A 22,457-nucleotide genomic window follows, 5' to 3' on the forward strand; every position below is an offset into this window, starting at 1 on the left:
GCGGCGGAGAGTACACGGGGCTCCAAAGCTCATGGGGAACAGCGGTGTTCAAGCCAGAGCAGAGTGTCAAAATGTGACGGCTCTTGTATGGGAAACGTGAAGATCGTGTTCGTGGCCGTTCGGACGGCAGTCGGCCGTCCGTCGCAGCGCACGGAAAACGCGTTGGCCCGTGAGCAGCCTCAACACATACTCGGACGTGTGTTCCTGACGATCTCCACCACCGGCTCCCCTGAACGACCCGCCACCGACCTGGGCTATCTGCTGCACAAGCATCCCGGGAAGACACAGGCGTTCTCCACCTCCCACGGCACCGCCCACGTGTTCTACCCCGAGGCCACGGCCCAGCGGTGCACGGCGGCCCTCCTGCTGGAGGTGGATCCCGTCGCACTCGTGCGGCGCGGCCAGGGCAAGGGCCGGGGCGGGGCTCCGGACGTCGCGCTCGCGCAGTACGTCAACGACCGCCCGTACGCGGCCTCCTCGCTGCTGGCCGTCGCCCTCAGCGGGGTGTTCCGCAGCGCCCTGAAGGGCCAGTGCGCCGCCCGCCCGGAACTGCCGGAGCAGGCACGTCCGTTGCGGATCGAGGTCCCGGCGCTGCCCGCGCGCGGCGGGGCCGAGCTGGTGCACCGGCTGTTCGATCCGCTCGGCTGGGACCTCGTACGCGTCGAGGCCGTACCGCTCGACGAGCGGTTCCCCGAGTGGGGGGACTCCCGTTACGTACGGCTCGTGCTGGAGGGCGAGCTGCGGCTCGCGGACGCGCTGCGGCAGCTGTACGTCCTGCTGCCCGTGCTCGACGACGCCAAGCACTACTGGATCGCCCCCGACGAGGTCGACAAGCTGCTCCGCGCCGGAGACGGCTGGCTCGCCGCCCACCCGGAGAACGGCCTGATCAGCTCCCGCTACCTGGCCCGCCACAAGCGGCTGACCCAGGACGCCCTGGAGCGCCTTGAGCTGGTCCGCCTCGCCGAGGCCGACGGCAGCGAGGTCGAGGAGCTCGACAACGCCGTCGACGACGACGCGGTGCCCGACGACAACGACACCACGCAGGAGCGGTCCGTACCGCTGGCCGTGCAGCGGCGCGAGGCGATCCTGACGGCCCTGCGCACCGCCGGCGCCGCCCGGGTGCTCGACCTCGGCTGCGGTCAGGGCCAGCTGGTGCAGGCGCTGCTCAAGGACGTGTCCTTCACCGAGATCGTCGGTGTCGACGTGTCCGTGCGGGCGCTGAACACCGCCGCCAAGCGGCTGCGGCTGGAGCGGATGGGGGAGCGCCAGAGTTCTCGCGTCAAGCTGCTGCAGGGCTCGCTCGCCTACACCGACAAGCGGCTGACCGGCTACGACGCGGCCGTGCTCAGCGAGGTCATCGAGCACCTGGACCTGCCGCGGCTGCCCGCGCTGGAGTACGCGGTGTTCGGCTCGGCCCGCCCCCGCACCGTCCTGGTGACCACTCCGAACGTGGAGTACAACGTCCGCTGGGAGACCCTGCCCGCCGGGCAGGTCCGCCACCGCGACCACCGCTTCGAATGGACCCGCGAGGAGTTCGGGGCCTGGGCGCGCGCCGTCGCCGAACGGCACGGGTACGGCGTCGAGTTCGTCCCCGTCGGGGACGACGACCCCGAGGTCGGACCGCCGACCCAGATGGCCGTGTTCACCGCCGTCACCGTCAACGAGAACCCGAAGGAGGACGAGGCAGCATGACCACCGAGAGCAGCACCGAGATCTGCACCCAGAGCAGCACCGAGAGCAGCACCGGGACCAGCCGCGAGACCAGCACCGAGACCGCCGGTACGCCCACCGGGCCCGCCGCCGAGACCGCCGAGGGCACCGAGGGCGGCGCGGCCACCCCGCGCGCACGCGTGCTTCCCGTCACCGACCTGTCCCTCGTCGTCCTGATCGGGGCCACCGGCTCGGGCAAGTCCACCTTCGCCCGCAAGCACTTCAAGCCCACCGAGGTCATCTCCTCCGACTACTGCCGGGGCCTGGTCGCCGACGACGAGAACGACCAGAGCGCCAGCAAGGACGCCTTCGAGGTCCTGCACTACATCGCCGGCAAGCGGCTCGCCGCCGGCCGCCTCACCGTCGTCGACGCCACCAGCGTCCAGGCCGAAGCCCGCCGCCAGCTGGTCCAGCTCGCCCGCGAGCACGACGTCCTGCCCATCGCCATCGTCCTGGACATGCCCGAGGAGGTCTGCGCCGAGCGCAACTCCACCCGCCCCGACCGGGCCGGGCTGCCCCGCGCCGTCATCCAGCGCCACCGCCGCGACCTGCGGCGCTCGCTGCGCGGACTGGAGCGCGAGGGCTTCCGCAAGGTGCACGTACTGCGCTCGGTCGCGGAGGCCGAGAGCGCCGAAGTGGTCCTCGAAAAGCGGTTCAACGACCTCACCCACCTCACCGGCCCCTTCGACATCGTCGGCGACATCCACGGCTGCGCCTCCGAGCTGGAGACCCTGCTCGCCAAGCTCGGTTACGAGGACGGCGTCCACCCCGAGGGGCGCACCGCCGTCTTCGTCGGCGACCTCGTCGACCGCGGCCCGGACAGTCCGGGCGTGCTGCGCCGCGTCATGGGCATGGTGAAGTCCGGCAACGCCCTGTGCGTGCCCGGGAACCACGAGAACAAGCTCGGCCGTTATCTGAAGGGCTCCAAGGTCCAGCGGACCCACGGCCTCGCCGAGACGATCGAGCAGCTGGAAGGGGAGCCGGAGGAGTTCGTCCAGGAGGTACGGGAGTTCATCCGCGGCCTCGTCAGCCACTACGTCCTCGACGGCGGCAAGCTCGTGGTCTGCCACGCCGGGCTGCCCGAGAAGTACCACGGCCGCACCTCCGGCCGGGTGCGCTCGCACGCCCTGTACGGGGAGACCACCGGCGAGACCGACGAGTTCGGCCTGCCCGTGCGCTACCCGTGGGCCGAGGACTACCGGGGCAAGGCCGCCGTGGTCTACGGCCACACCCCGGTCCCGGACACCTCCTGGATCAACAACACCATCTGCCTCGACACCGGCGCCGTATTCGGCGGGCGGATGACCGCCCTGCGCTGGCCCGAGCGCGAACTGGTCGACGTACCGGCCGAGAAGGTCTGGTACGAGCCGGTCAAGCCGCTCGCCGCCGAGGCCCCCGGCGGCCTCGACGGGCGCCCGCTCGACCTGGGCGACGTGCACGGGCGCCGGGTCGTGGAGACCCGCCACCTGGGCAACGTGAACGTGCGCGAGGAGAACGCGGCCGCCGCCCTGGAGGTCATGAGCCGCTTCGCGGTGGACCCCCGGCTGGTGCCGTACCTGCCGCCGACCATGGCGCCGACCGCGACCTCCCAGGAGGGCGCCCGCGGCGGAGCCGCTGATGAGGCCTACCTGGAGCACCCGGCCGAGGCCTTCGCCCAGTACCTCAAGGACGGCATCGCGCAGGTCGTGTGCGAGGAGAAGCACATGGGCTCCCGCGCCACCGTCCTCATCTGCAAGGACGCCGGCGCGGCCCGCGAGCGGTTCGGCGTCGAGGGGCCGACCGGCTCCGTCTACACCCGCACCGGGCGGCCCTTCTTCAGCGACCCCGAGGTCACCGAGGAGGTCCTCACCCGGCTGCGTTCGGCCGTCACCGACGCGGGCCTGTGGGAGGAACTGGGTACGGACTGGCTGCTGCTCGACGGGGAACTGCTGCCCTGGTCGCTGAAGTCCACCGGGCTGCTGCGCAACCAGTACGCCGCCGTGGGCGCGGCCTCGGGCGCCGTCTTCCCGGAGGCGATCGCCGCCCTGGAGGCGGCCGCCGCCCGGGGCATCGACACCGGCGCCCTGCTGGAGCGCCAGCGCGGCCGGGCCGCCGACGCGGCCGCCTTCACCGAGGCGTACCGCCGCTACTGCTGGACCACCGACGGGCTGGACGGCGTACGGTTCGCGCCCTTCCAGCTGCTGGCGGCGGCCGGGCGGTCGCTGGCCGCCGTCCCCCACGACGAGCAGCTGTTCTGGCTGGACCGGCTCGTCGCCGCCGACGAGGCTTCCGGTACCGGGCTGCTGCGGCGCACCGGCCGGATCCTGGTGGACACCGCGGACCCGGACTCCGTACGGGCCGGCACGGACTGGTGGCTGGAGCTGACGGCCGCCGGCGGTGAGGGCATGGTCGTCAAGCCGCTCCAGGCGTACGCCCGGGACGGCAAGGGCCGCCTGGTCCAGCCCGGCGTGAAGGTGCGCGGACGCGAGTACCTGCGGATCATCTACGGCCCGGAGTACACGCGTCCGGACAACCTGGAGCGGCTGCGCGGCCGGTTCCTCGGCCACAAGCGCTCGCTGGCCCTGCGCGAGTACGCGCTCGGGCTGGAGGCGCTGGACCGGCTGGCCGCGGAGGAGCCGCTGTGGCGGGTCCACGAGGCGGTCTTCGCGGTGCTCGCCCTGGAGTCGGAGCCGGTCGACCCCCGGCTCTGACCCCCGGCTGACGCCGGCTCCGGGCCCGGCTCCGGCCCGCCTCCGGGCCCGCCTCCGGCCCCGCCTCCGGGCCCGCCTCCGGGCCCGCCTCCGGGCCCGCTTCCGACCCCGGCACCGGCGGCGGGCGCCGGACCCCGCTGCCGTCGCGGGGTCCGGCGTAAAGGGCGTAAAGCCGGTGCCCCCGTACGGCCGCGAATTAGGTCGTATGGGGGAACTTTCACGGAGAACTCCGGGAAAACCACCGGCGGGATCGTTCATCCAGGGCAGCGGAATGTCCGCGACCCTGGAAGGACGGAACATCACCTATGAAGATGACCGCGCGCGGAAGCATTGCGGCGCTCATGACCTGTATGGCCGCGGCCGGCGCGGCCACCCCGGCCGTGGCCGATTCGGTCCCGGTCGGTGTCCCGCTCGACGCCGTGAAGACCACGCTGGGAGTGGACACCCCCCGCGTGGCCACCGGAGTCCCGATCCCGGTCGTGGGCGCGCCCGAGGCTCCCCGCTTCCACAAGGGGAGCATGCTCCCGACCCCACTGCTCCCGGTGGTCCCGATCGGCACCGAGCTCGGCAACACCCTCGTCACCTCGCCGGTGCCGAACCTGCTGGGCGAGCCGGAGACGGACGGCGAGGGCTCCCTGGACGCCCCGGCCACCGACATGCGCGCGCGGACCCCCGGTCTGATCGCCGGCGGTCTGCTGACGGGTCCGGACGCCTCCAACTTCGGGGTGCCGAACGTGACCGCGCCCGAACTGGGCCTGGTCACACCGGAGCTGACCGGCGCGCCCTCGGCGCTCCTCGGCCTCGCCACCCCCCGCTGAGCGGACGCCGCCTCAAAAGGCCGCCCGGTCTGCGAACGTGTACGGCATGGGATTCCATGTCGACTCCGAGACCGGGCGGCTTCGCCGCGTCATCCTCCACCGGCCCGACCTGGAGCTGAAGCGGCTCACACCGAGCAACAAGGACGCACTGCTCTTCGACGACGTGCTGTGGGTGCGCCGGGCCCGCCAGGAGCACGACGGGTTCGCGGACGTCCTGCGCGACCGGGGGGTTGAGGTCCACCTCTTCGGTGACCTGCTGTGCGAGGCCCTGGACATCCCGGAGGCCAGACACCTCGTCCTGGACCGGGTGTTCGACGAGAAGGAGTACGGGCCGCTGGCCACCGACCACCTGCGGTCGGTCTTCGACGGTCTGAGCCCGGCCTCGCTGGCCGAGGCGCTGGTCGGCGGGATGACCAAGCGGGAGTTCCTGGAGCGGCACGCCGAGCCGGTGTCGGTGCGCTTCCACGCGATGGAACTGGACGATTTCCTGCTGGGGCCGCTGCCCAACCACCTCTTCACCCGGGACACCTCGGCCTGGATCTACGACGGGGTGTCCATCAACGCGATGCGCTGGCCGGCCCGGCAGCGGGAGACCGTCCACTTCGAGGCGATCTACAAGCACCACCCGCTCTTCACCTCCTCCGGGGCCTTCCACTACTGGTCGCAGGGGCAGGCGGACTACCCCTCGACGATCGAGGGCGGGGACGTACTGGTCCTCGGCAACGGTGCGGTGCTGATCGGGATGAGCGAGCGGACCACCCCGCAGGCCGTGGAGATGCTGGCCCGGGGCCTGTTCGCCGCCGGGTCGGCGACCAGCATCGTGGCGCTCGACATGCCCAAGCGGCGGGCCTTCATGCACCTGGACACGGTGATGACGATGGTCGACGGAGATACGTTCACTCAGTACGCGGGGCTGGGCATGCTCCGCTCCTACACGATCGAGCCGGGCGCCGGGGCCTCCGACCTGAAGGTGACCGACCACGCGCCGGAGCACATGCACCGGGCCGTCGCGGCGGCGCTCGGGCTGGACTCGATCCGGGTGCTGACCGCGCGGCAGGACGTGCACTCGGCGGAGCGCGAACAGTGGGACGACGGCTGCAACGTGCTGGCCGTCGAGCCGGGGGTGGTCGTCGCCTACGAGCGGAACGTGACGACCAACACGCACCTGCGGAAGGAGGGCATCGAGGTGATCGAGATCCCGGGCAGCGAGCTGGGGCGGGGGCGCGGCGGCCCGCGGTGCATGAGCTGTCCGGTGGAGCGCGACCCGGTCTAGGCGTGCCGCGGGTGCCGTGGGCGTCGGGGGCGTCGCGGGTGTCGCGGGCGCAGTGGGCGCAGTGGGTGCCGCGGGTGTCGTAGACCGAGATCGACCAGGACCAGGACTGTATATCAATGCATAGGATCGTATAGACTTCCAACATCCCCTGTCACCGTGACGCTGGAGCGACGCCATGGCCCCCGATCTCGCCGGCCGCAGTTTCCTCAAGGAGCTCGACTTCACCGCCGCCGAGTTCCGCGGCCTGATCGAGCTCGCCGCCGAACTCAAGGCGGCCAAGAAGGCCGGGACCGAGCGGCGCCTGCTCCAGGGCAAGAACATCGCGCTGATCTTCGAGAAGACCTCGACGCGCACCCGCTGCGCCTTCGAGGTCGCCGCCGCGGACCAGGGCGCCCACACCACGTACCTCGACCCCTCGGGTTCCCAGATGGGGCACAAGGAGTCGGTCAAGGACACCGCCCGGGTGCTGGGCCGGATGTTCGACGGGATCGAGTACCGGGGCGACAGCCAGGACGTCGTCGAGGAGCTCGCGGCCCACGCCGGGGTGCCGGTCTTCAACGGCCTCACCGACGACTGGCACCCCACCCAGATGCTGGCCGACCTGCTGACCATGACCGAGCACAGCGCCAAGCCGCTGGAGCGGATCGCCTTCGCCTACCTCGGCGACGCCCGCTTCAACATGGGCAACTCCTACCTCGTGACCGGCGCCCTGCTGGGCATGGACGTACGGATCGTGGCGCCGAAGGCGTACTGGCCGGCGGAGCCGGTGGTGGCCGCGGCCCGGGAGCTCGCGGAGGGCAGCGGCGCCCGCATCACCCTGACCGAGGAGATCGACGAGGGGGTCGGGCAGGCCGACTTCGTGGTGACCGACATCTGGGTGTCCATGGGGGAGCCCAGGGAGGTCTGGGACGAGCGGATCGCGGCCCTGTCCCCGTACGCGGTGACGATGGACGTCCTCCGGGCCACCGGGAACCCGGACGTGAAGTTCATGCACTGCCTGCCCGCCTTCCACGACCTGGGCACCGAGGTGGCCCGGGGGATCCACGAGCGGCACGGGCTCGCCTCCCTGGAGGTGACGGACGAGGTGTTCGAATCGGCGCACTCCGTGGTCTTCGACGAGGCCGAGAACCGGCTGCACACCATCAAGGCCGTGCTCGTCGCGATGCTCGCGAAGCCCGGCGCATAGTCATACCGCGGCGGCCCGCGCGGGCAGGGTGAACCACACGGCCTTGCCGCGCGCGGTGGGCCGGTGCCCGCAGCCCGGACTCAGGGTCCGGATCAGCAGCAGTCCGCGGCCGTGCTCCTGCCAGGGGTCGGGTACGTGGTGCCCGTCGCCGGGCCGGACCGCGAGGCCGCCCGGCAGTCGCGGGTCGCCGTCGTGGACCTCGACCTGGCAGCCGTTCGCCAGCAGCTCCACGACGAGCTCGATGGGGGCCCCGGCAGTGGTGTGCTCCACGGCGTTGGCGACCAGCTCGGCGGTCAGCGGACGGGACCTTCGTCACGTGTGGCTCCACCTGCCCACCCACCGTGTGTCGCGTGTCTGTGACGGCGGTCACGATCCAGTGATACCGTCGACGGTGTGAGCCCCTTCACCGGTTCCTCCTCAGCGACCGAACGGTGGCGCCACCTCCGGGTGACCCGGCAGGACGGCGTGGCCACCGTCACCCTCGACCGCCCCGACAAGCTGAACGCGCTGACCTTCGGCGCCTACGCCGACCTGCGCGACCTGCTGGCCGAACTGTCCCGGGAGCGCTCCGTACGGGCCCTCGTGCTCGGCGGCGGGGGCCGCGGCTTCTGCTCCGGCGGCGACGTGGACGAGATCATCGGCGCCACCCTCGCCATGGATACCGCCCAGCTCCTCGACTTCAACCGGATGACCGGCCAGGTGGTGCGGGCCATCCGGGAATGCCCCTTCCCGGTGATCGCCGCCGTGCACGGAGTGGCCGCCGGAGCCGGAGCCGTCCTCGCCCTCGCCGCAGATTTCCGCATCGCCGACCCCACCGCCCGCTTCGCCTTCCTCTTCACCCGGGTCGGCCTGTCCGGCGGGGACATGGGCGCCGCCTACCTGCTGCCCCGGGTCGTCGGCCTCGGCCACGCCACCCGGCTGCTGATGCTCGGAGAGCCCGTACACGCGCCCGAGGCCGAGCGGATCGGGCTGCTCAGCGAACTCACCGACGAGGGCAAGGCCCACGTACGGGCCGCCGAACTCGCCGCGCACCTGGCCGCCGGCCCGGCCCTCGCCTACGCACAGACCAAGGCGCTGCTCACCTCCGAACTCGACATGCCGCTGGCGGCGTCGGTGGAGCTCGACGCGGCCACCCAGGCCCTGCTGATGAACGGCCAGGACTACGCGGAGTTCCACGCGGCCTTCACCGGGAAACGGCCGCCGCAGTGGAAGGGCAGGTAGCCGGATGCCCCCGGGCGCCGGGCCGGACCCCGGCACACTGCGGGTCGCCGTCGTGGGCGGCGGGCCGGGAGGACTGTACGCCGCCGCGCTGCTGGCCCGGCAGGGCCACCGCGTCGAGGTGTGGGAACGCAACGCACCCGAGGACACCTTCGGCTTCGGCGTGGTCCTCTCCGACGAGACCCTCGGCGGCATCGAGCGGGCGGACACCGTCGTCCACGCCGCCCTGAGCGCGGAGTTCGTGCGCTGGGACGACGTGGAGGTCGTCCACCGGGGCCGGCTGCTGACCTCCGGCGGCCACGGCTTCGCCGCCCTCGGCCGGCGCCGGCTGCTGGAGATCCTGCACGAGCGCTGCGCCGGACTGGGCGTCCGCCTCCGCTTCCGGGCCGAGGCCCCCGACGCCGCCGCCCTCGCCGCCTCCCACGACCTGGTGGTCGCGGCGGACGGGGTGCACAGCGCGATCCGGCAGAGCGGGGCCGCGCACTTCGGCCCGACGGTGACGAACGGCCGCTGCCGGTACATCTGGCTGGCCGCCGACTTCGCCTTCGAGGCCTTCCGCTTCGAGATCGCGGAGACCGAGTACGGGGTGATGCAGCTGCACGCATACCCGTACTCCGCGGAATCCTCCACCGTGATCGTGGAAATGCGGGACGAGGTGTGGGCGGCGGCCGGCTTCGACCTGTGCGACGAGAGCGAGTCGGCGGCCCGCTGCGCCAAGATCTTCAGCGAGGCCCTGCGCGGGCGGCCGCTGCGCGGGAACCGCTCGGCGTGGACCCGCTTCCGTACCGTCGTGAACGAGCGCTGGTCGCACGGCAACGTGGCACTGCTCGGCGACGCGGCGCACACCGCGCACTTCTCCATCGGCTCCGGCACCAAACTGGCCGTGGAGGACGCCCTCGCCCTCGCCGAAGCGGTCGCCGCGCACCCGGACGTGCCCTCCGCCCTCGCCGCGTACGAGGCCGCGCGCCGGCCGATGGTGGCCAGCACCCAGCGGGCGGCGGCCGCCAGCATGCGCTGGTTCGAGGAGATCGCGGGCTACGTCGACCAGCCCGCCCGGCAGTTCGCCTTCAACCTGCTCACCCGCAGCCGCCGGGTCACCCACGGCAACCTGCGGCTGCGCGACGAGCGGTTCACCCGCTCCGTGGAACACGACTTCGGCACCCCGGACGAGCGGACCCCGCCGATGTTCACCCCGTTCACCCTGCGCGGACTGACCCTGCGCAACCGGGTCGTGGTCTCCCCGATGGACATGTACTCGGCCGTGGAGGGCGTCCCCGGGGACTTCCACCTGGTGCACCTCGGCGCGCGGGCCCTGGGCGGGGCCGCCCTGGTGATGACGGAAATGGTCTGCGTCAGCGCCGAGGGCCGGATCACCCCCGGCTGCGCGGGCCTGTACACGCAGGAGCAGGCCACCGCCTGGAAGCGGATCGCCGACTTCGTGCACACCTCCGCGCCCGGCACCGCGCTGGGCGTCCAGCTCGGGCACTCGGGCCGCAAGGGCTCGACACGGGTGATGTGGGAGGGCATGGACGACCCGCTGCCGCAGGACAACTGGCCGCTGCTGGCCCCCACCGCGCTGCCCTACCGGCCGGGCGTCTCGGCCGTCCCGCGCGAGGCGACGGCCGCCGACCTGGAAGCGGTCCGCTCCGACTTCACGGCCGCCGCGGTCCGCGCGGCCGACTGCGGCTTCGACCTGCTGGAACTGCACTGCGCCCACGGCTACCTGCTCTCCGGGTTCCTGTCGCCGCTGACCAACCACCGCACCGACGCCTACGGCGGCTGCCTGGAGAACCGCCTGCGCTTCCCGCTGGAGGTCTTCGACGCGGTCCGCTCCGTCTGGCCCGGGGACCGGCCGATGACGGTCCGCCTCTCGGCGACCGACTGGGCGCCCGGCGGCACCTCGGAGGAGGAGGCCGTGGCGATCGCGGCCGCCTTCGCCGCCCGCGGCGCGGACGCCGTCGACGTCTCGACCGGCCAGGTGGTGGCGGACGAGACCCCCGAGTACGGGCGCTCGTACCAGACCCCGTACGCCGACCGGATCCGCAACGCGCTGGGGATCCCGGTCATCACGGTCGGGGCGATCTCCTCCTGGGACGACGTCAACTCCCTGCTGCTGGCCGGACGCGCGGACCTGTGCGCCCTCGGCCGTCCCCACCTCTACGACCCCCACTGGACCCTGCACGCGGCCGCCGAGCAGTCCTACGAGGGCCCGGCCGCGCCCTGGCCCGCCCCCTACCGCGCGGGCAGCCGCCCCCCGCCGACCGGCCGCGGCTGACGCCCGTACGCCCGTAGGCCCGTAGGCCCGTACGCCGGTGCTCCCGTAGCCCGGTACGTCCGTCCGCCCGCGGTTTGCGGCGGCGCGGTCAGGCGGCGACGACCTCCGCGCGGTCCTCGACCGGGACGTAACCCAGGCGCAGGTACACGCCGTTGCTGGTGGGGTTGGCCAGGTCGGTGAAGAGCAGCACCTCCGAGGCTCCGGCCGCGTACGCCGCCCGGCTCGCCGCGTGCGTGACCCCGGCCGCGTAACCGTGGCGGCGGGACGCGGGCGGGGTGTAGACGGGGCCGATCCGGCAGGCCGAGCCGATCGGGCGGGTGAAGGAGGCCAGGGAGACGGGGATCCCGGCGTGCTCCCACAGGAGCATCCCGCCGTACGAGATCCGGTCGCGCAGGGCGGTCGCGGAGGGCGACCCGGGCTGCCCGGCCTCCAGGTTGAAGGCCTCGATCCATTCCAGCAGCAGCGGGAGGTCGGCCCCGGCGGCGGGCCGGGCCCGCCCGGCAGGGGCGGGATCAGGGGCGAGCAGCCCGGCCAGCCGGTACAGGCGGTTCTCCTCGGCGACCCGGACCGGCTGCCCCCACGCCCCGGCCAGCACCTCGGCGTCGGCCCGGCGGGCGTTGAACCCGCTGATGCCGGCGAACAGCGGTTCGGTGCCGAGGGCGGCCGCCAGCGCCCGGACCGCCTCGGCCGGCAACGCGCTGAGCAGCACGGGGAACGGCGGTGTGCACAGCAGCCCGCCGGTGACGGCCCCGTCGGCCCCGGTCCACCAGCCGAAGAAGGGGTCCGCCCGGCCGAAGGCGTGCGGCCCGCGCCGCTCCAGCGCGTCGGCCGTGGTCAGCAGGATGGTGTTCGACACGGGCTTCGCGGCCACGGAAGGGCCCGCCGCGGCCAGGAAGGCCGCCAGATCACGAGTGAAGGTCCAGGTCATGGCCCATCCTCGCGCCAGGGCAGGCCCCGCGCACCCGGTTTCGCGTCACGGTCCCGCGAAGGCGGCGCCCAGGTCCCGCAGCCGCGCGTGGAGCTCCGCGAACACCCCCGCCGCGCGGTCGCCCGGCCAGTCCGCCGGCAGCAGCTCGCGCGGCAGCCCCGGGTCGGCGTACGGGAGGCGGCGCCAGCTGTCCAGGGCGAGGAGATAGCCGCGGTAGGCCTCCTCCGGGGTCGGCTCCGGGCCCGACTGGAGGGCGCGCAGGGCGGGTTCGTGCAGGTCGAGGAATTCCTCGTGCTGCTTGGCCAGGGAGGCCAGGTCCCACCAGCGGGCCACCGCCTCGGCGGTCGGGGCGAAGCCGAGGTGGGCGCCGCGGAACAGCTCCACGTACGGGGTCAGGTGCAGCCGCACCAGCGTGTGCCCGGTCTCCTCGTACAGCTGGGCCGGGGCGATCCACACGCCCGGAGCCACCGCGCCGAAGCCGAGCCGGGCCAGCCGGGAACGCAGCAGGTGCCGCTTGTGCCGCTCCTGCTCCGGGACGGAGAACACCGCCACCAGCCACTCGGGCGAGCGCGGCGGGGTCCCGTAGATCCGCCGGTCGCCGTCCTCCAGCAGCTGCCGCGCTTCCCGGGAGAGCTCGTACGCCGCCGAGCCGTCCGCCGCGCGCGCGGGCAGCAGGAAGCCGCGCCGCTTCAGCCGGGACACCGAGGAGCGGACCGACGGGGCGTCCACGCCGGCCGCGCCCAGCAGGCGGATCAGCGCGGACACCGGGACCGGGCCCTCGAAGGCCCGCCCGTAGGCGCCGTAGAAGGTGACGATCAGGGATCGCGGGGTGTGCTGCTCGACCACAGCTTCACTTTAGGGCTGTCCCGTGGGCGTCTCCTGATCGCGCAGCCGGAAGCGTTGCAGTTTGCCCGTGGCCGTGCGGGGGAGGGCGCGCAGGAAGACGAAGGAGCGCGGGCACTTGTGGGGGGCCAGCTCGGCCCGCATGAAGGTGCGCAGATCCTCCTCCGTGAGCGTGACGCCCTCACGGGTGACGGTGTACGCCACCACGACCTGCCCGCGTCGCTCGTCCGGGCGGCCCACCACCGCCGCCTCCACCACGTCCGGGTGGCGCAGCAGGGCCTCCTCCACCTCCGGGCCCGCGATGTTGTACCCCGCCGAGATGATCATGTCGTCGGCGCGCGCCACGTACCGGAAGTACCCCTCCGGGTCCCGTACGTAGGTGTCGCCGGTGAGGTTCCAGCCGTCCCGTACGTACTCGGCCTGCCGGGGATCGGCCAGGTACCGGCAGCCCACCGGGCCGCGTACGGCCAGCAGCCCCGGCTCGTTGTCGGCGACCGGCCGGCCGGCCGGGTCCACCACCCGGGCCTGCCAGCCCGGCACCACCCGGCCGGTCGTACCGGGCCGGATGTCCTCGTCGGCGGCGGAGATGAAGATGTGCAGCAGCTCGGTGGCCCCGATCCCGTTGATGATCCGCAGGCCGGTGCGCTCGTACCAGGCCTGCCAGGTCGCGGCCGGCAGGTTCTCCCCGGCGGAGACGCAGCGGCGCAGCGCGGAGAGGTCGTACGCGCCCGCGTCGTACGGACCCAGCGTGTCCAGCATCGTCCGGTAGGCGGTCGGGGCGGTGAACAGCACCGTCACCCGGTGCTGCGCCAGGGCCGGCAGCAGCGTGCGCGGCCCCGCCTCCGCCAGCAGCAGCGCGGAGGCGCCGGCCCGCAGCGGGAAGACGACCAGGCCGCCGAGCCCGAAGGTGAACCCGAGCGGCGGACTGCCCGCGAAGACGTCGTCGGGACGGGGGCGCAGCACGCTGCGGGAGAAGGTGTCGGCGACGGAGAGCAGGTCCCGGTGGAAGTGCATGCAGCCCTTCGGCCGCCCGGTGGTCCCCGAGGTGAAGGCGATCAGCGCGACGTCGTCGGCGGAGGTGTCCACGGCCGGGAAGGGCACGGCCGTCCGGGCCTCGGCCAGCCTCAGCAGGTCGTCCTCGGCCCCGCTCCCGTACGGGGTGATGCGCAGCCCCGGCACCCCGGCCCTGACGAGGTCGTCGAGCACGTCGGCGTGGCACAGGGCGTGGCGCACCTGGGCCATCGCGCAGACCGTGGCCAGCTCCTGCGCACGCTGCTGGGGCAGGACGGTGACGGCCACCGCGCCCGCCTTCATCACCGCGAGCCAGCACGCCGCGAGCCAGGGGCCGGTGGGTCCGCGCAGCAGCACCCGGTTGCCGGGGACGACGCCCAGATCGACAGTGAGCACGTGGGCGAGGCGGTCCACGCGCTCGCGCAGCGCACCGTAGGTCCACACCTCGCCCGCGCCGGTGCGGAAGGCCGGGCGGTCGGGCCCGAACCGGGCGATGGTCGCGTCGAGCAGCTCGGACCCGCAGTTGAGCCGGTCCGGGTACGCGAGCTCGGGCAGCTCGAAGAGGAGCTCCGGCCACGAGCCGGCGGGCGGCAGGTGGTCACGGGCGAAGGTGTCGGTGTGAGCGGAAGGCTTGAGGTCCAAGGCGGGTTCGCCCCCTTGCGACGGTCCGGATTGGGGTGGAGCCGGCCGTGCGGTCGCGACACGAGCGTATCGTGATGGTGACGGCAGTCAACAGGACGCGATAGATGCGGGGACATTCGGATGACCGGATTCGCGCTCGGGGCGGACCAGGAGGAGTGGTGCGGGCAGTTGCGCGCACTGTCGGCGGAGCGGCTGAGGCCGCTGGCCGAGAAGGGGGAGCCGGGCCGGGTCAACCGGCCGCTCCTCGCGGCACTGGGGGAGGCGGGCCTGCTGGAACGGGTCTTCGCGTCGGGCGCGCTGGAACTGTGCCTGCTGCGCGAATCCCTCGCCTACGGCTGCACGGAGGCCGAGACGGCGCTCGCCCTCCAAGGACTGGGCGCCTACCCGGTCCTGCGGGAGGGCAGCGAGGCGCAGCGCGAACGCTGGCTGCCAGGGGTGCGCGCCGGCCGCACCGTGGCGGCCTTCGCGCTGAGCGAGCCGGGGGCCGGCTCGGACGCGGCTGCGCTGGCCCTGGAGGCCGCCCCGGACTCCGCGGGCGGCTGGCGCCTCAGCGGGGAGAAGCGCTGGATCTCCAACGCCCCGGAAGCGGATTTCTACACCGTGTTCGCCCGGACGGGTGAAGGGCCGGGCGCCAGGGGGGTATCGGCCTTCCTCGTCCCGGCGGACCGACCCGGACTCTCCGGCGAGCCCCTGGAGATGCTCTCCCCGCACCCCATCGGCGCGCTGGCCTTCGACGGGGTCCCGGTCGGCCCCCGCGACCTGCTGGGCGAGCCCGGGCGGGGCTTCCGGGTCGCGATGGACACCCTGAACCTCTTCCGCCCCAGCGTCGGCGCGTTCGCGGTGGGCATGGCCCGGGCCGCGCTCGACGCGACCCTGACGTACACCGCGGGCCGCACCGCCTTCGGCGGGGTGCTGCGCGACCTCCAGGCCGTGGCGCACCGGGTCGCCGAGATGGCCACCCGCACCGAGGCGGCCCGGCTGCTGGTGTACGCGGCCGCCGGGGCCTACGACCGCGGCGCCCCGGACGTACCCCGCCGCGCGGCGATGGCGAAACTGCTCGCCACGGAGACGGCCCAGTACGTCGTGGACCACGCGGTCCAGCTGCACGGAGCCGTCGCCCTCCAGCGGGGCCACCTGCTGGAGCACCTCTACCGGGAGGTGCGGGCGCCCCGGATCTACGAGGGGGCGAGCGAGGTGCAGCGCACGATCATCGCGAAGGAGCTCTACGGGGCGCTGCCCGGGGAGGTGGCCGCGCGATGAGCCTGGAGCGGATCAACCCGGAGGAACTGTCGCCCGCGAGGGGCTTCTCGCACGCGGTCGCGGCGAGCGGCTCCCGGCTGGTGTTCCTGGCGGGCCAGACCGCGCTGGACCCCGCGGGCAAGGTGGTGGGCGAGAGCCTGCCCGAGCAGTTCGAGGTGGCCCTGGCCAACCTCCTGGCGGCCCTCGCCGCGGCGGGCGGCGCCCCGGCGGACCTGGCCCGGGTGACGGTGTACGCGGTGGACGTGGCGGCGTACCGGGTGCACGCGGCCGAACTGGGCGGGATCTGGCGGAGGTTGGCGGGGCGGGACTACCCGGCGATGGCCGTCATCGGCGTGGTCCGGCTGTGGGACGAGCAGGCCCTGGTGGAACTCGACGGCCTGGCGGTCCTCCCGTGACCGCGGCCCGAGAAGTCGGCCGCCCGGCGTCCGGGGGCACGGCCGGGCCGCGCCGCGGCCCGGCCATCCGATGCGGCCGGAGCGCGGCCACCTGCCGCCGGACTCCGGCGCGGCTGTACCCGTCCGGGCCGCAGGGTGATCCGAAGGGAGCGCTCAGTTCCGCGCGTTGATGCGGCGGTACTCGTCCGTCCGGACGCCGCCCACGCCCCAGTCCTCGAGTTCGACCTCGTCGATGAGGACGAAGGTGGTGGCCGGGTCCTTGTCGAGGACCCGGACCAGCAGGTCGGTCACGCCGGCGATGATCTCGGCCTTCTGGGCGGCGGTGGCACCTTCACGGGTGATCTTGACGTTGACGTACGGCATGGTGGTGGACGTCCTTCCGGCAGGCAGGGGGAGAGGGGCAGGGCGGGGGCTCAGGCGCGGCCGGTGACGTGGCCGCCGTCCACGCGCAGGGCGTGGCCCGTGACGAAGGTGGAGCCCGCGAGGTAGAGCACCGCCCCGGAGACCTCGGATACCTCGCCCACCCGGTTCAGCAGGGCGAGCCCGCCCAGGGAGTCCACGTCCGAGCCCGCGTGCAGCGGGGTGCGGATGATGCCCGGCGAGACGAGGTTGACGCGGATGCCGTCTGCGGCGAGTTCGGCGGCCAGGCTCGTGGTCAGCGCGTGCACACCGGCCTTGCTGACCACGGGCGCGGAGGACGGGAAGCCCGCCAGCGCGTGGTCCACCAGGACGGTGCCGATGTTGACGATGCTGCCGCCCCGGCCCTGCGCGCGCAGCGCCCGTACCACGGTCTGGGTGGTGAGGTACGTGCCCTTGAGGTTGCCGGTCAGGAAGCCGTCGAGCTCCTCCTCGCTGACCTCGGTGAAGGGCTTGGGGGCGAAGGTGCCGGCGTTGTTGACCAGGACGTCGATGCCGCCGAAGCGGTCGAGCGCGGTGCGGACGAGGGCCTCGCCGGTCTTCGGGTCGGAGGTGGCGCCCGCGACGCAGGCGGTCCGCTCCGGGTGGCCGAGACCCGCCGCGGCCTCGGCGAGGCGGCCGGGGTCCCGGCCGTTGAGGACGACATTGGCGCCGGCCGCCAGGAAGGCGCGGGCGATGTCCAGGCCGATGCCGCTGGAGGATCCGGTGACGAGAGCGGTGGTGGCGGTGGTGGCGGTGTCGGTCATGGTGCGACTGCCTTTCGTGGCGGCTCGGTCCGTTCTGCTGACACCGGAAACCTACGAACTCTCAACTCATAACACCACGACGTAGATTGGAGCATGTGATAATCCAGCGTTATGGATGTGGACCTGCGTGACCTGGAGCTCCTGGACGCCACCGCCGAGGCGGGATCGCTGACCGCCGCCGCCGAGCGGCTCTACGTGAGCCAGCCGGCCCTCAGCCAGCGGCTCACCCGGCTGGAGGCCCGCCTGGGCATGCCCCTCTTCGACCGCAAGGGCCGCCGCCTGGTCCCCAATGCCGCGGGCCGGCGGCTGCTCGTCGCGGCCCGCCACGTCCTCGGTGAACTGGAGTCGGCCTCCCGGGACTTGCGGGAGATGCGCGACGGCCGCGACCGGCGGGTCCGCTTCACCGCCGAGTGCAGCACCACCTTCCCGTGGCTGCCGCCCGTGCTCCGCGCCTTCCGTGAGCGCGAGCCGGACATCGACGTGCGCATCGAGGCCGTCCCCGGCGACGCGCCGATCCCGGCGCTGCTCGCCGACCTGGTCGACGTCGCCCTGGTCACCAAGCCCGACCTCCAGATGGACCGGGTGTCGCTGACCAGGCTGTTCGAGGACGAGATGGTGGCGGTGGTGCCCGCCGGACACCCGTGGGCCTCGCGCGCGCACCTGACCGCCCGGGACTTCGACGGCGCCGACCTGGTCCTCTACGACGGCTACGACCAGAACCGCATCCCGTCGATGCCGCTGCCGATCCCCGCCGGGGCCCGGCCCGGCCGGATCACCACCATGCCGGTGGTGACCGATCTGGTGGTGGAGATGGTGGCGGGCGGCCAGGGCGCGACGGTGCTGCCCAACTGGGTGGCCGCCCCGTACGCCACCTCGCACGGCCTCGCCCTGGTCCGCATCGGCGCACGGCCGATGACCCGCACCTGGTACTGCGCCACCCGGACCGGACCGCGCCCGCCCCATCTGGAGGTGTTCGTCGAGGAACTCACGGCCCGGCTCACGGACACCCCCTGGGAAGGTGCCCGGCGGGCCGGGTCCTGATCGGCGGGACGTCCCTGATCGGCGGGACACCCCTACCCCTCCAGCAGCCGGCCCATCCACTCCTCGATCCCCGCCACCGTCCGCGGCAGGGCGCCCGACATCAGCCGGGCCCCGTCCGCCGTGACGACCAGGTCGTCCTCGATGCGAACGCCGATGCCGCGCAGCTCCGCGGGGAGGGTCTCGTCGTCCGGCTGGAGGTAGAGGCCCGGTTCCACCGTGAGGACCTGGCCCTCCTCCAGTACGCCGTCCAGGTAGGTCTCGGCCCGCGCCTTCGCGCAGTCGTGGACGTCCAGGCCCAGCATGTGGCCGCTGCTGCACAGCGTGTACCGCCGGTGCAGGTCGCCCTCAGCGTCCTTCAGGACGCCCCACTCCGCCAGGCCCTCGGCGATCACCCGCATCCCGGCCCGGTGGAAGTCCCGGAAGCTCGCGCCCGGCCGCAGCGCCGCCATGCCCGCGTCCTGGGCGGCCAGGACCAGTTCGTAGACCTGGCGCTGGACGGGGGAGAAGCGGCCCGACAGGGGGAGCGTGCGGGTGATGTCGGCCGTGTACAGGGTGTCCGTCTCCACGCCCGCGTCCAGGAGCAGCAGTTCGTCGCGGTCGAGCCGGCCGTCGTTGCGGATCCAGTGCAGGACGCAGGCGTGGGCGCCCGAAGCCGCGATGGTGTCGTAGCCGGTGCCGTTGCCCTCCGCCCGGGCGCGCAGGCCGAAGACCCCCTCGATCCACCGCTCGCCGCGCGGGTGCGCCAGGGCGCGGGGCAGGGCCCGTACGACGTCCTCGAAGCCCGCCGTCGTGTGGTCCACCGCGAGCTGGAGCTGCTCGACCTCCCACGCGTCCTTGACCAGGCGCAGCTCCGAGAGCGCGATGGTGAGCTCCTCGTCGGTGCCGGCCACCCGGCCCGCCGGTGACCCGAGTGCGTCCAGGTGCGCGCAGCGGATGCCGGTGAGGCGTTCGGCCTCCGCCAGGTCGGGCCGGCGGCCCACCCAGAACTCCCCGTAGCGCCGGTCCCGGTAGAACTCCTCGTTCCCGTCCGCCCGCGGCGAGCGCGGGCGCAGGTACAGCACCGCCTCGTGGGCGTGCGGGCCCGAGGGCTCCATGACCAGGACGTGGCCCACCTGGTCCTCGCCGGTCAGGCCGGTCAGCCAGGCGTACGCGCTGTGCGGGCGGAAGCGGAAGTCGCAGTCGTTGGAGCGGACCTTGAGCTGTCCGGCCGGGATGATCAGCCGCTCGCCCGGGAAGCGCGCCGAGAGCCGGGTGCGGCGGGCCGGGGTGACGGCGTGGGCGGGTACGCGTGCGGAGCCGGGCAGCGGAGAAGCGGCCCAGGCGCCCGCCATGAAACGGGTCAGTTCCGGAGCTACCGGAAGGTCGTGGCTGCCCGTGTTGAGGCGGGAGGGGGTGGCGGTCACGGGGTCTCCCTCAAGAAGATGCGAACTGGTGGGCGCACAGGGGTTGTCAGTGCAATTTCACATTACTATGTTACAGCTCACACCGCGGCACGTTAATCCCCGTCAAACGCCGTGTGACGCAGGGCAGTTCACGCACCACCCCCCACCTCACCTCTCCCCTTTCAGGAGTTCTCGGTGCTCAAGCACAGAGCTGTGCGCTCTTCCCTTCTCGCCTCCGCCGTAGCGGTGACCCTCCTCGCCACCGCGGGACAGGGCACCACGCAGGCGGCGGAGTCCGCGGCCCCGGCCCCGGCGGCTTTCACCGGCGCACAGGCCGCCCCGGCCCACGGCCCCACCGGCAACCCGTTCGACGAGGTCGAGCGCCTCGCCAACGCGCAGGACAACACTCCTGCCCCCGCCTCGGCTCCCGGCGGGCTGGCCCTCACCGGTCAGGTCCCCGGCGCGGCGCCGGCCTCCGCCGCGGCCTCCGCTCCGGTCGAGAAGAGCGGCAAGGCGGCCCAGGCGGCCCCCACCGCGCGGAGCGTCGCCGCGGGCGTCCCCTGCACCCTCGACGGGATCAAGAACCTCGGCCCGGAGCAGTTCGCCGACTTCCTCGCCGACCAGGCCGTCACCGCCGACGGCTGTCTGCGCGACCTCATCTGGACCTGGGACGCCCGGCTGGCGCCCGTCATGTCCGACGCGCACGTCCAGGCCGTCTCCCGCCGGATATCCGGCCTCGCCGCCGCCCACGACGGCCGCAACTCCTCCCACCTGGAGGAGATGTTCACCTACCTGCACGCGGTCGCCTACCACGACTACTCGCGCGAAGAGATCGACGTCACCGACGCCCCGACCGTGAACGCCATGCGCCAGGCCGTAGCCGACTTCGGGGGCGCCGCCCGCACCTTCGAAGTGACCCCGAGCAACGCCCGCACCCTGCGCGAGGCCCTCTACGCCGCCAGCGCCCCGGGCCTGCGCCAGCACCAGCTCGGCCTCATCAAGAAGGTCCTGGCCACCATGGACCCGGCCCACCCGGCCACGAACCAGGACTCCGGCTGGGCGGGCGCCGCCCTCGCCGCGCTCTCCGTCAACTACCTCGGCGTCTACCCGGGCAACCAGGACGCCGCCTTCCACACGGCGGTCGCGGGCGACGCCCCGTACCGCGCCGCCTTCAAGTCCTTCGCCTCCTACACCCACCTCAAGGGCACGGGCAACGACTGGGTGGCGCGCGACGCCCTCAGCGAGTACGGGCGCTTCGGCCAGGTCGCGGGCCTCAAGGAGCAGACCGTCGCCGACCTCGGCGCCCTGCTGGAGCCCGTCAAGGCCGCCTTCGGCGACGGCAGCCAGCAGTGGGCCAAGCTCGTCAACTGGCTGAACTTCTACGAGGCCTGCAAGCCCTACGGCGTGTGCAAGGAGGACATCGAGAAGCGGATCTTCCCCTACACGTACACCTACGACAACGGCGCGATCAAGGTCCGCACCGGCCTCGACCGGGCCACCGTCGACCAGCTCTACTACGCCAGCAAGCAGGTCAAGGCCCAGTACCACCGCGTCCTGGGCACCGAGCAGCCGCTCGCGGGCGACCCCAACTCCACGCTGAACATCGTGCTCTACGGCTCCCGCGCCGACTACGAGAACTACCACCCCATCCTGACGGGCTACGACACCAACAACGGCGGCATCTACATCGAGAACGGCGCCACCTTCTACACCTACCAGCGCCGTGTCCCGCAGGACTCCTCCCTCACCCTCGAGGAGCTCTTCCGCCACGAGTACACGCACTACCTCAACGGCCGGTACGCCGTCCCCGGCTTCTTCGGCGAGGGCCCCTGGTACGAGGGCGACCGTACGACCGCCATGGACGAGGGCACGGCCGAGTTCTTCGACGGGGCCACCCGCGACAACGGCATCGCCGTCCGCAAGTCCCTGGTCAAGAGCATCATCAGCGACACCGCGGGCGGCGGCCCCCGGATGTCGGTGGAGCAGCTGCTGAACGCCACCTACGACGGCGACGGCTTCCGCTTCTACAGCTACGCCGGCACCTTCTTCGAGTTCCTGTGGACCGAGAAGCCCTCGCTGCTGCGCGAGATGTACACCCACCTGCGCAACAACGACGTGGCGGCCTACGACGCCTGGCGCAGCCGGCTGAGCGCGGACACCTACCTCCAGCGCGACTACGACCGCTTCCTGGACGCGCAGATCGTCAAGGTCGACCAGCTGTACGTGCCGAACACCAAGTTCACCCCCGGTGACCAGCTGCGTGACTCGGCACTGGCCTCGGTGAAGTCCTCCTTCGCCACGGCCACGTACAACACCCCGGACTGCGTGGAGAACGGCGAGCCCGGCAAGCGCCGCTTCACCTGCACCGGCAGGATCAGCTCGAACCTGAAGAACTGGCGCAGCGACGACCAGAACTTCAAGGACATGTCCGAGACGGTCGACTACTTCATCCTCGACCGCGCGGGCGCGGTCTCCAACAACCTCGCCGACATGAACTGCTCCTTCGGCCCGGTGGAGATCTGGACCGACAAGAAGGCGGGCACGTCGAGTTACAGCTGCGAGGGGCCGCTCCGCGGCTGATCCGGACCGGACGGATCCGCCCGGATCCCGTCGGACCGGTCC

17 protein-coding genes and 1 pseudogene are annotated in these 22,457 nt (G+C 72.9%); 11 read left to right on the forward strand and 7 right to left on the reverse strand.

The window, feature by feature from the left end; genetic code table 11:
• Positions 1-198: 198 nt before the first annotated feature.
• From AB0D94_RS23705 to argF, 5 genes are all read left to right on the forward strand, one after another.
• Positions 199-1,692 (forward strand): 3' terminal RNA ribose 2'-O-methyltransferase Hen1, encoded by a 1,494-nt coding sequence (locus AB0D94_RS23705; RefSeq protein ID WP_362055211.1) that lies wholly within the window; start codon positions 199-201, stop codon positions 1,690-1,692.
• Positions 1,689-4,400, forward strand: a complete 2,712-nt coding sequence (locus AB0D94_RS23710) for a polynucleotide kinase-phosphatase (RefSeq protein ID WP_362055213.1) — start codon at positions 1,689-1,691, stop codon at positions 4,398-4,400. Before AB0D94_RS23705 ends, AB0D94_RS23710 begins: the two co-directional genes overlap by 4 nt.
• A gap of 305 nt (positions 4,401-4,705) precedes the next feature.
• Positions 4,706-5,218 carry a hypothetical protein gene (locus AB0D94_RS23715; RefSeq protein WP_362055215.1) on the forward strand — a complete coding sequence of 171 codons (513 nt, stop codon included), beginning with the start codon at positions 4,706-4,708 and terminating at the stop codon, positions 5,216-5,218.
• Positions 5,219-5,264: 46 nt separating this feature from the next.
• On the forward strand, positions 5,265-6,491 hold the full coding sequence (locus AB0D94_RS23720) for an arginine deiminase (RefSeq protein WP_362055217.1): 1,227 nt from the start codon (positions 5,265-5,267) through the stop codon (positions 6,489-6,491).
• 175 nt (positions 6,492-6,666) lie between these two features.
• Positions 6,667-7,677 carry an ornithine carbamoyltransferase gene (gene argF / locus AB0D94_RS23725; protein ID WP_362055219.1) on the forward strand — a complete coding sequence of 337 codons (1,011 nt, stop codon included), beginning with the start codon at positions 6,667-6,669 and terminating at the stop codon, positions 7,675-7,677.
• On the opposite strand, the pseudogene AB0D94_RS23730 reads toward argF, so the two are convergent.
• A pseudogene (locus tag AB0D94_RS23730) lies at positions 7,678-7,974 on the reverse strand (ATP-binding protein); the annotation flags it as partial.
• A gap of 96 nt (positions 7,975-8,070) precedes the next feature.
• Between AB0D94_RS23730 and AB0D94_RS23735 the strand changes: the two are divergent.
• Positions 8,071-8,898: an enoyl-CoA hydratase family protein gene (locus AB0D94_RS23735; protein ID WP_362055221.1), complete on the forward strand. Its 828-nt coding sequence runs from the start codon at positions 8,071-8,073 to the stop codon at positions 8,896-8,898.
• Between the two features lie 4 nt (positions 8,899-8,902).
• Positions 8,903-11,170, forward strand: coding sequence for a bifunctional salicylyl-CoA 5-hydroxylase/oxidoreductase (locus AB0D94_RS23740; protein ID WP_362055223.1), 2,268 nt, complete (start codon positions 8,903-8,905; stop codon positions 11,168-11,170).
• An 88-nt stretch (positions 11,171-11,258) separates the two neighbouring features.
• Here the strand turns inward: AB0D94_RS23740 and AB0D94_RS23745 are convergent, their stop codons facing one another.
• Genes AB0D94_RS23745 through AB0D94_RS23755 form a run of 3 tightly spaced genes read right to left on the reverse strand, consistent with a single transcriptional unit; the run spans position 11,259 to position 14,594 of the window.
• Complete coding sequence (locus tag AB0D94_RS23745; RefSeq protein WP_362055225.1) at positions 11,259-12,098, reverse strand: GNAT family N-acetyltransferase; 840 nt, start codon at positions 12,096-12,098, stop codon at positions 11,259-11,261.
• Positions 12,099-12,143: 45 nt separating this feature from the next.
• Positions 12,144-12,944 (reverse strand): PaaX family transcriptional regulator C-terminal domain-containing protein, encoded by an 801-nt coding sequence (locus tag AB0D94_RS23750; protein WP_362055227.1) that lies wholly within the window; start codon positions 12,942-12,944, stop codon positions 12,144-12,146.
• Positions 12,945-12,953: 9 nt separating this feature from the next.
• Entirely contained in the window at positions 12,954-14,594 is a 1,641-nt protein-coding gene (locus AB0D94_RS23755; protein ID WP_362055229.1) for an AMP-binding protein, read from the reverse strand.
• A 120-nt stretch (positions 14,595-14,714) separates the two neighbouring features.
• Between AB0D94_RS23755 and AB0D94_RS23760 the strand changes: the two genes are divergently transcribed.
• Entirely contained in the window at positions 14,715-15,854 is a 1,140-nt protein-coding gene (locus tag AB0D94_RS23760) for an acyl-CoA dehydrogenase family protein (protein WP_362055231.1), read from the forward strand.
• The gene (locus AB0D94_RS23765) at positions 15,851-16,249 is read left to right on the forward strand and encodes a RidA family protein (RefSeq protein ID WP_362055233.1); all 399 of its coding nucleotides are present in this window, start codon (positions 15,851-15,853) and stop codon (positions 16,247-16,249) included. The genes AB0D94_RS23760 and AB0D94_RS23765 overlap by 4 nt, the downstream gene beginning before the upstream one ends.
• A 153-nt stretch (positions 16,250-16,402) precedes the next feature.
• Here AB0D94_RS23765 and AB0D94_RS23770 read toward each other — a convergent pair whose 3' ends face one another.
• Both AB0D94_RS23770 and AB0D94_RS23775 read right to left on the reverse strand, forming a co-directional pair.
• Positions 16,403-16,612 (reverse strand): 4-oxalocrotonate tautomerase family protein, encoded by a 210-nt coding sequence (locus AB0D94_RS23770; RefSeq protein ID WP_362055235.1) that lies wholly within the window; start codon positions 16,610-16,612, stop codon positions 16,403-16,405.
• Positions 16,613-16,662: 50 nt separating this feature from the next.
• Entirely contained in the window at positions 16,663-17,412 is a 750-nt protein-coding gene (locus AB0D94_RS23775; protein WP_362055237.1) for an SDR family oxidoreductase, read from the reverse strand.
• Between the two features lie 111 nt (positions 17,413-17,523).
• Between AB0D94_RS23775 and AB0D94_RS23780 the strand changes: the two genes are divergently transcribed.
• Complete coding sequence (locus tag AB0D94_RS23780) at positions 17,524-18,453, forward strand: LysR family transcriptional regulator (protein ID WP_362055239.1); 930 nt, start codon at positions 17,524-17,526, stop codon at positions 18,451-18,453.
• A gap of 32 nt (positions 18,454-18,485) precedes the next feature.
• Here AB0D94_RS23780 and AB0D94_RS23785 read toward each other — a convergent pair whose 3' ends face one another.
• Entirely contained in the window at positions 18,486-19,856 is a 1,371-nt protein-coding gene (locus AB0D94_RS23785; protein WP_362055241.1) for an aminopeptidase P family protein, read from the reverse strand.
• A 174-nt stretch (positions 19,857-20,030) separates the two neighbouring features.
• Between AB0D94_RS23785 and AB0D94_RS23790 the strand changes: the two genes are divergently transcribed.
• On the forward strand, positions 20,031-22,415 hold the full coding sequence (locus AB0D94_RS23790; RefSeq protein ID WP_362055243.1) for a collagenase: 2,385 nt from the start codon (positions 20,031-20,033) through the stop codon (positions 22,413-22,415).
• Positions 22,416-22,457: the final 42 nt, after the last annotated feature.

Source organism: Streptomyces sp. NPDC048255, assembly GCF_040652415.1.
Taxonomy (GTDB): Bacteria; Actinomycetota; Actinomycetes; order Streptomycetales; family Streptomycetaceae; genus Streptomyces.

Coding starts and splice junctions, on each gene's coding strand:
- argF (WP_362055219.1), top strand. CDS start 6,667: ATGGCCCCCGATCTCGCCGGCCGCAGTTTCCTCAAGGAGCTCGACTTC.
- AB0D94_RS23765 (WP_362055233.1), top strand. CDS start 15,851: ATGAGCCTGGAGCGGATCAACCCGGAGGAACTGTCGCCCGCGAGGGGC.
- AB0D94_RS23775 (WP_362055237.1), bottom strand. CDS start 17,412: ATGACCGACACCGCCACCACCGCCACCACCGCTCTCGTCACCGGATCC.
- AB0D94_RS23745 (WP_362055225.1), bottom strand. CDS start 12,098: ATGACCTGGACCTTCACTCGTGATCTGGCGGCCTTCCTGGCCGCGGCG.
- AB0D94_RS23715 (WP_362055215.1), top strand. CDS start 4,706: ATGAAGATGACCGCGCGCGGAAGCATTGCGGCGCTCATGACCTGTATG.
- AB0D94_RS23720 (WP_362055217.1), top strand. CDS start 5,265: ATGGGATTCCATGTCGACTCCGAGACCGGGCGGCTTCGCCGCGTCATC.
- AB0D94_RS23710 (WP_362055213.1), top strand. CDS start 1,689: ATGACCACCGAGAGCAGCACCGAGATCTGCACCCAGAGCAGCACCGAG.
- AB0D94_RS23760 (WP_362055231.1), top strand. CDS start 14,715: ATGACCGGATTCGCGCTCGGGGCGGACCAGGAGGAGTGGTGCGGGCAG.
- AB0D94_RS23740 (WP_362055223.1), top strand. CDS start 8,903: ATGCCCCCGGGCGCCGGGCCGGACCCCGGCACACTGCGGGTCGCCGTC.
- AB0D94_RS23770 (WP_362055235.1), bottom strand. CDS start 16,612: ATGCCGTACGTCAACGTCAAGATCACCCGTGAAGGTGCCACCGCCGCC.
- AB0D94_RS23780 (WP_362055239.1), top strand. CDS start 17,524: ATGGATGTGGACCTGCGTGACCTGGAGCTCCTGGACGCCACCGCCGAG.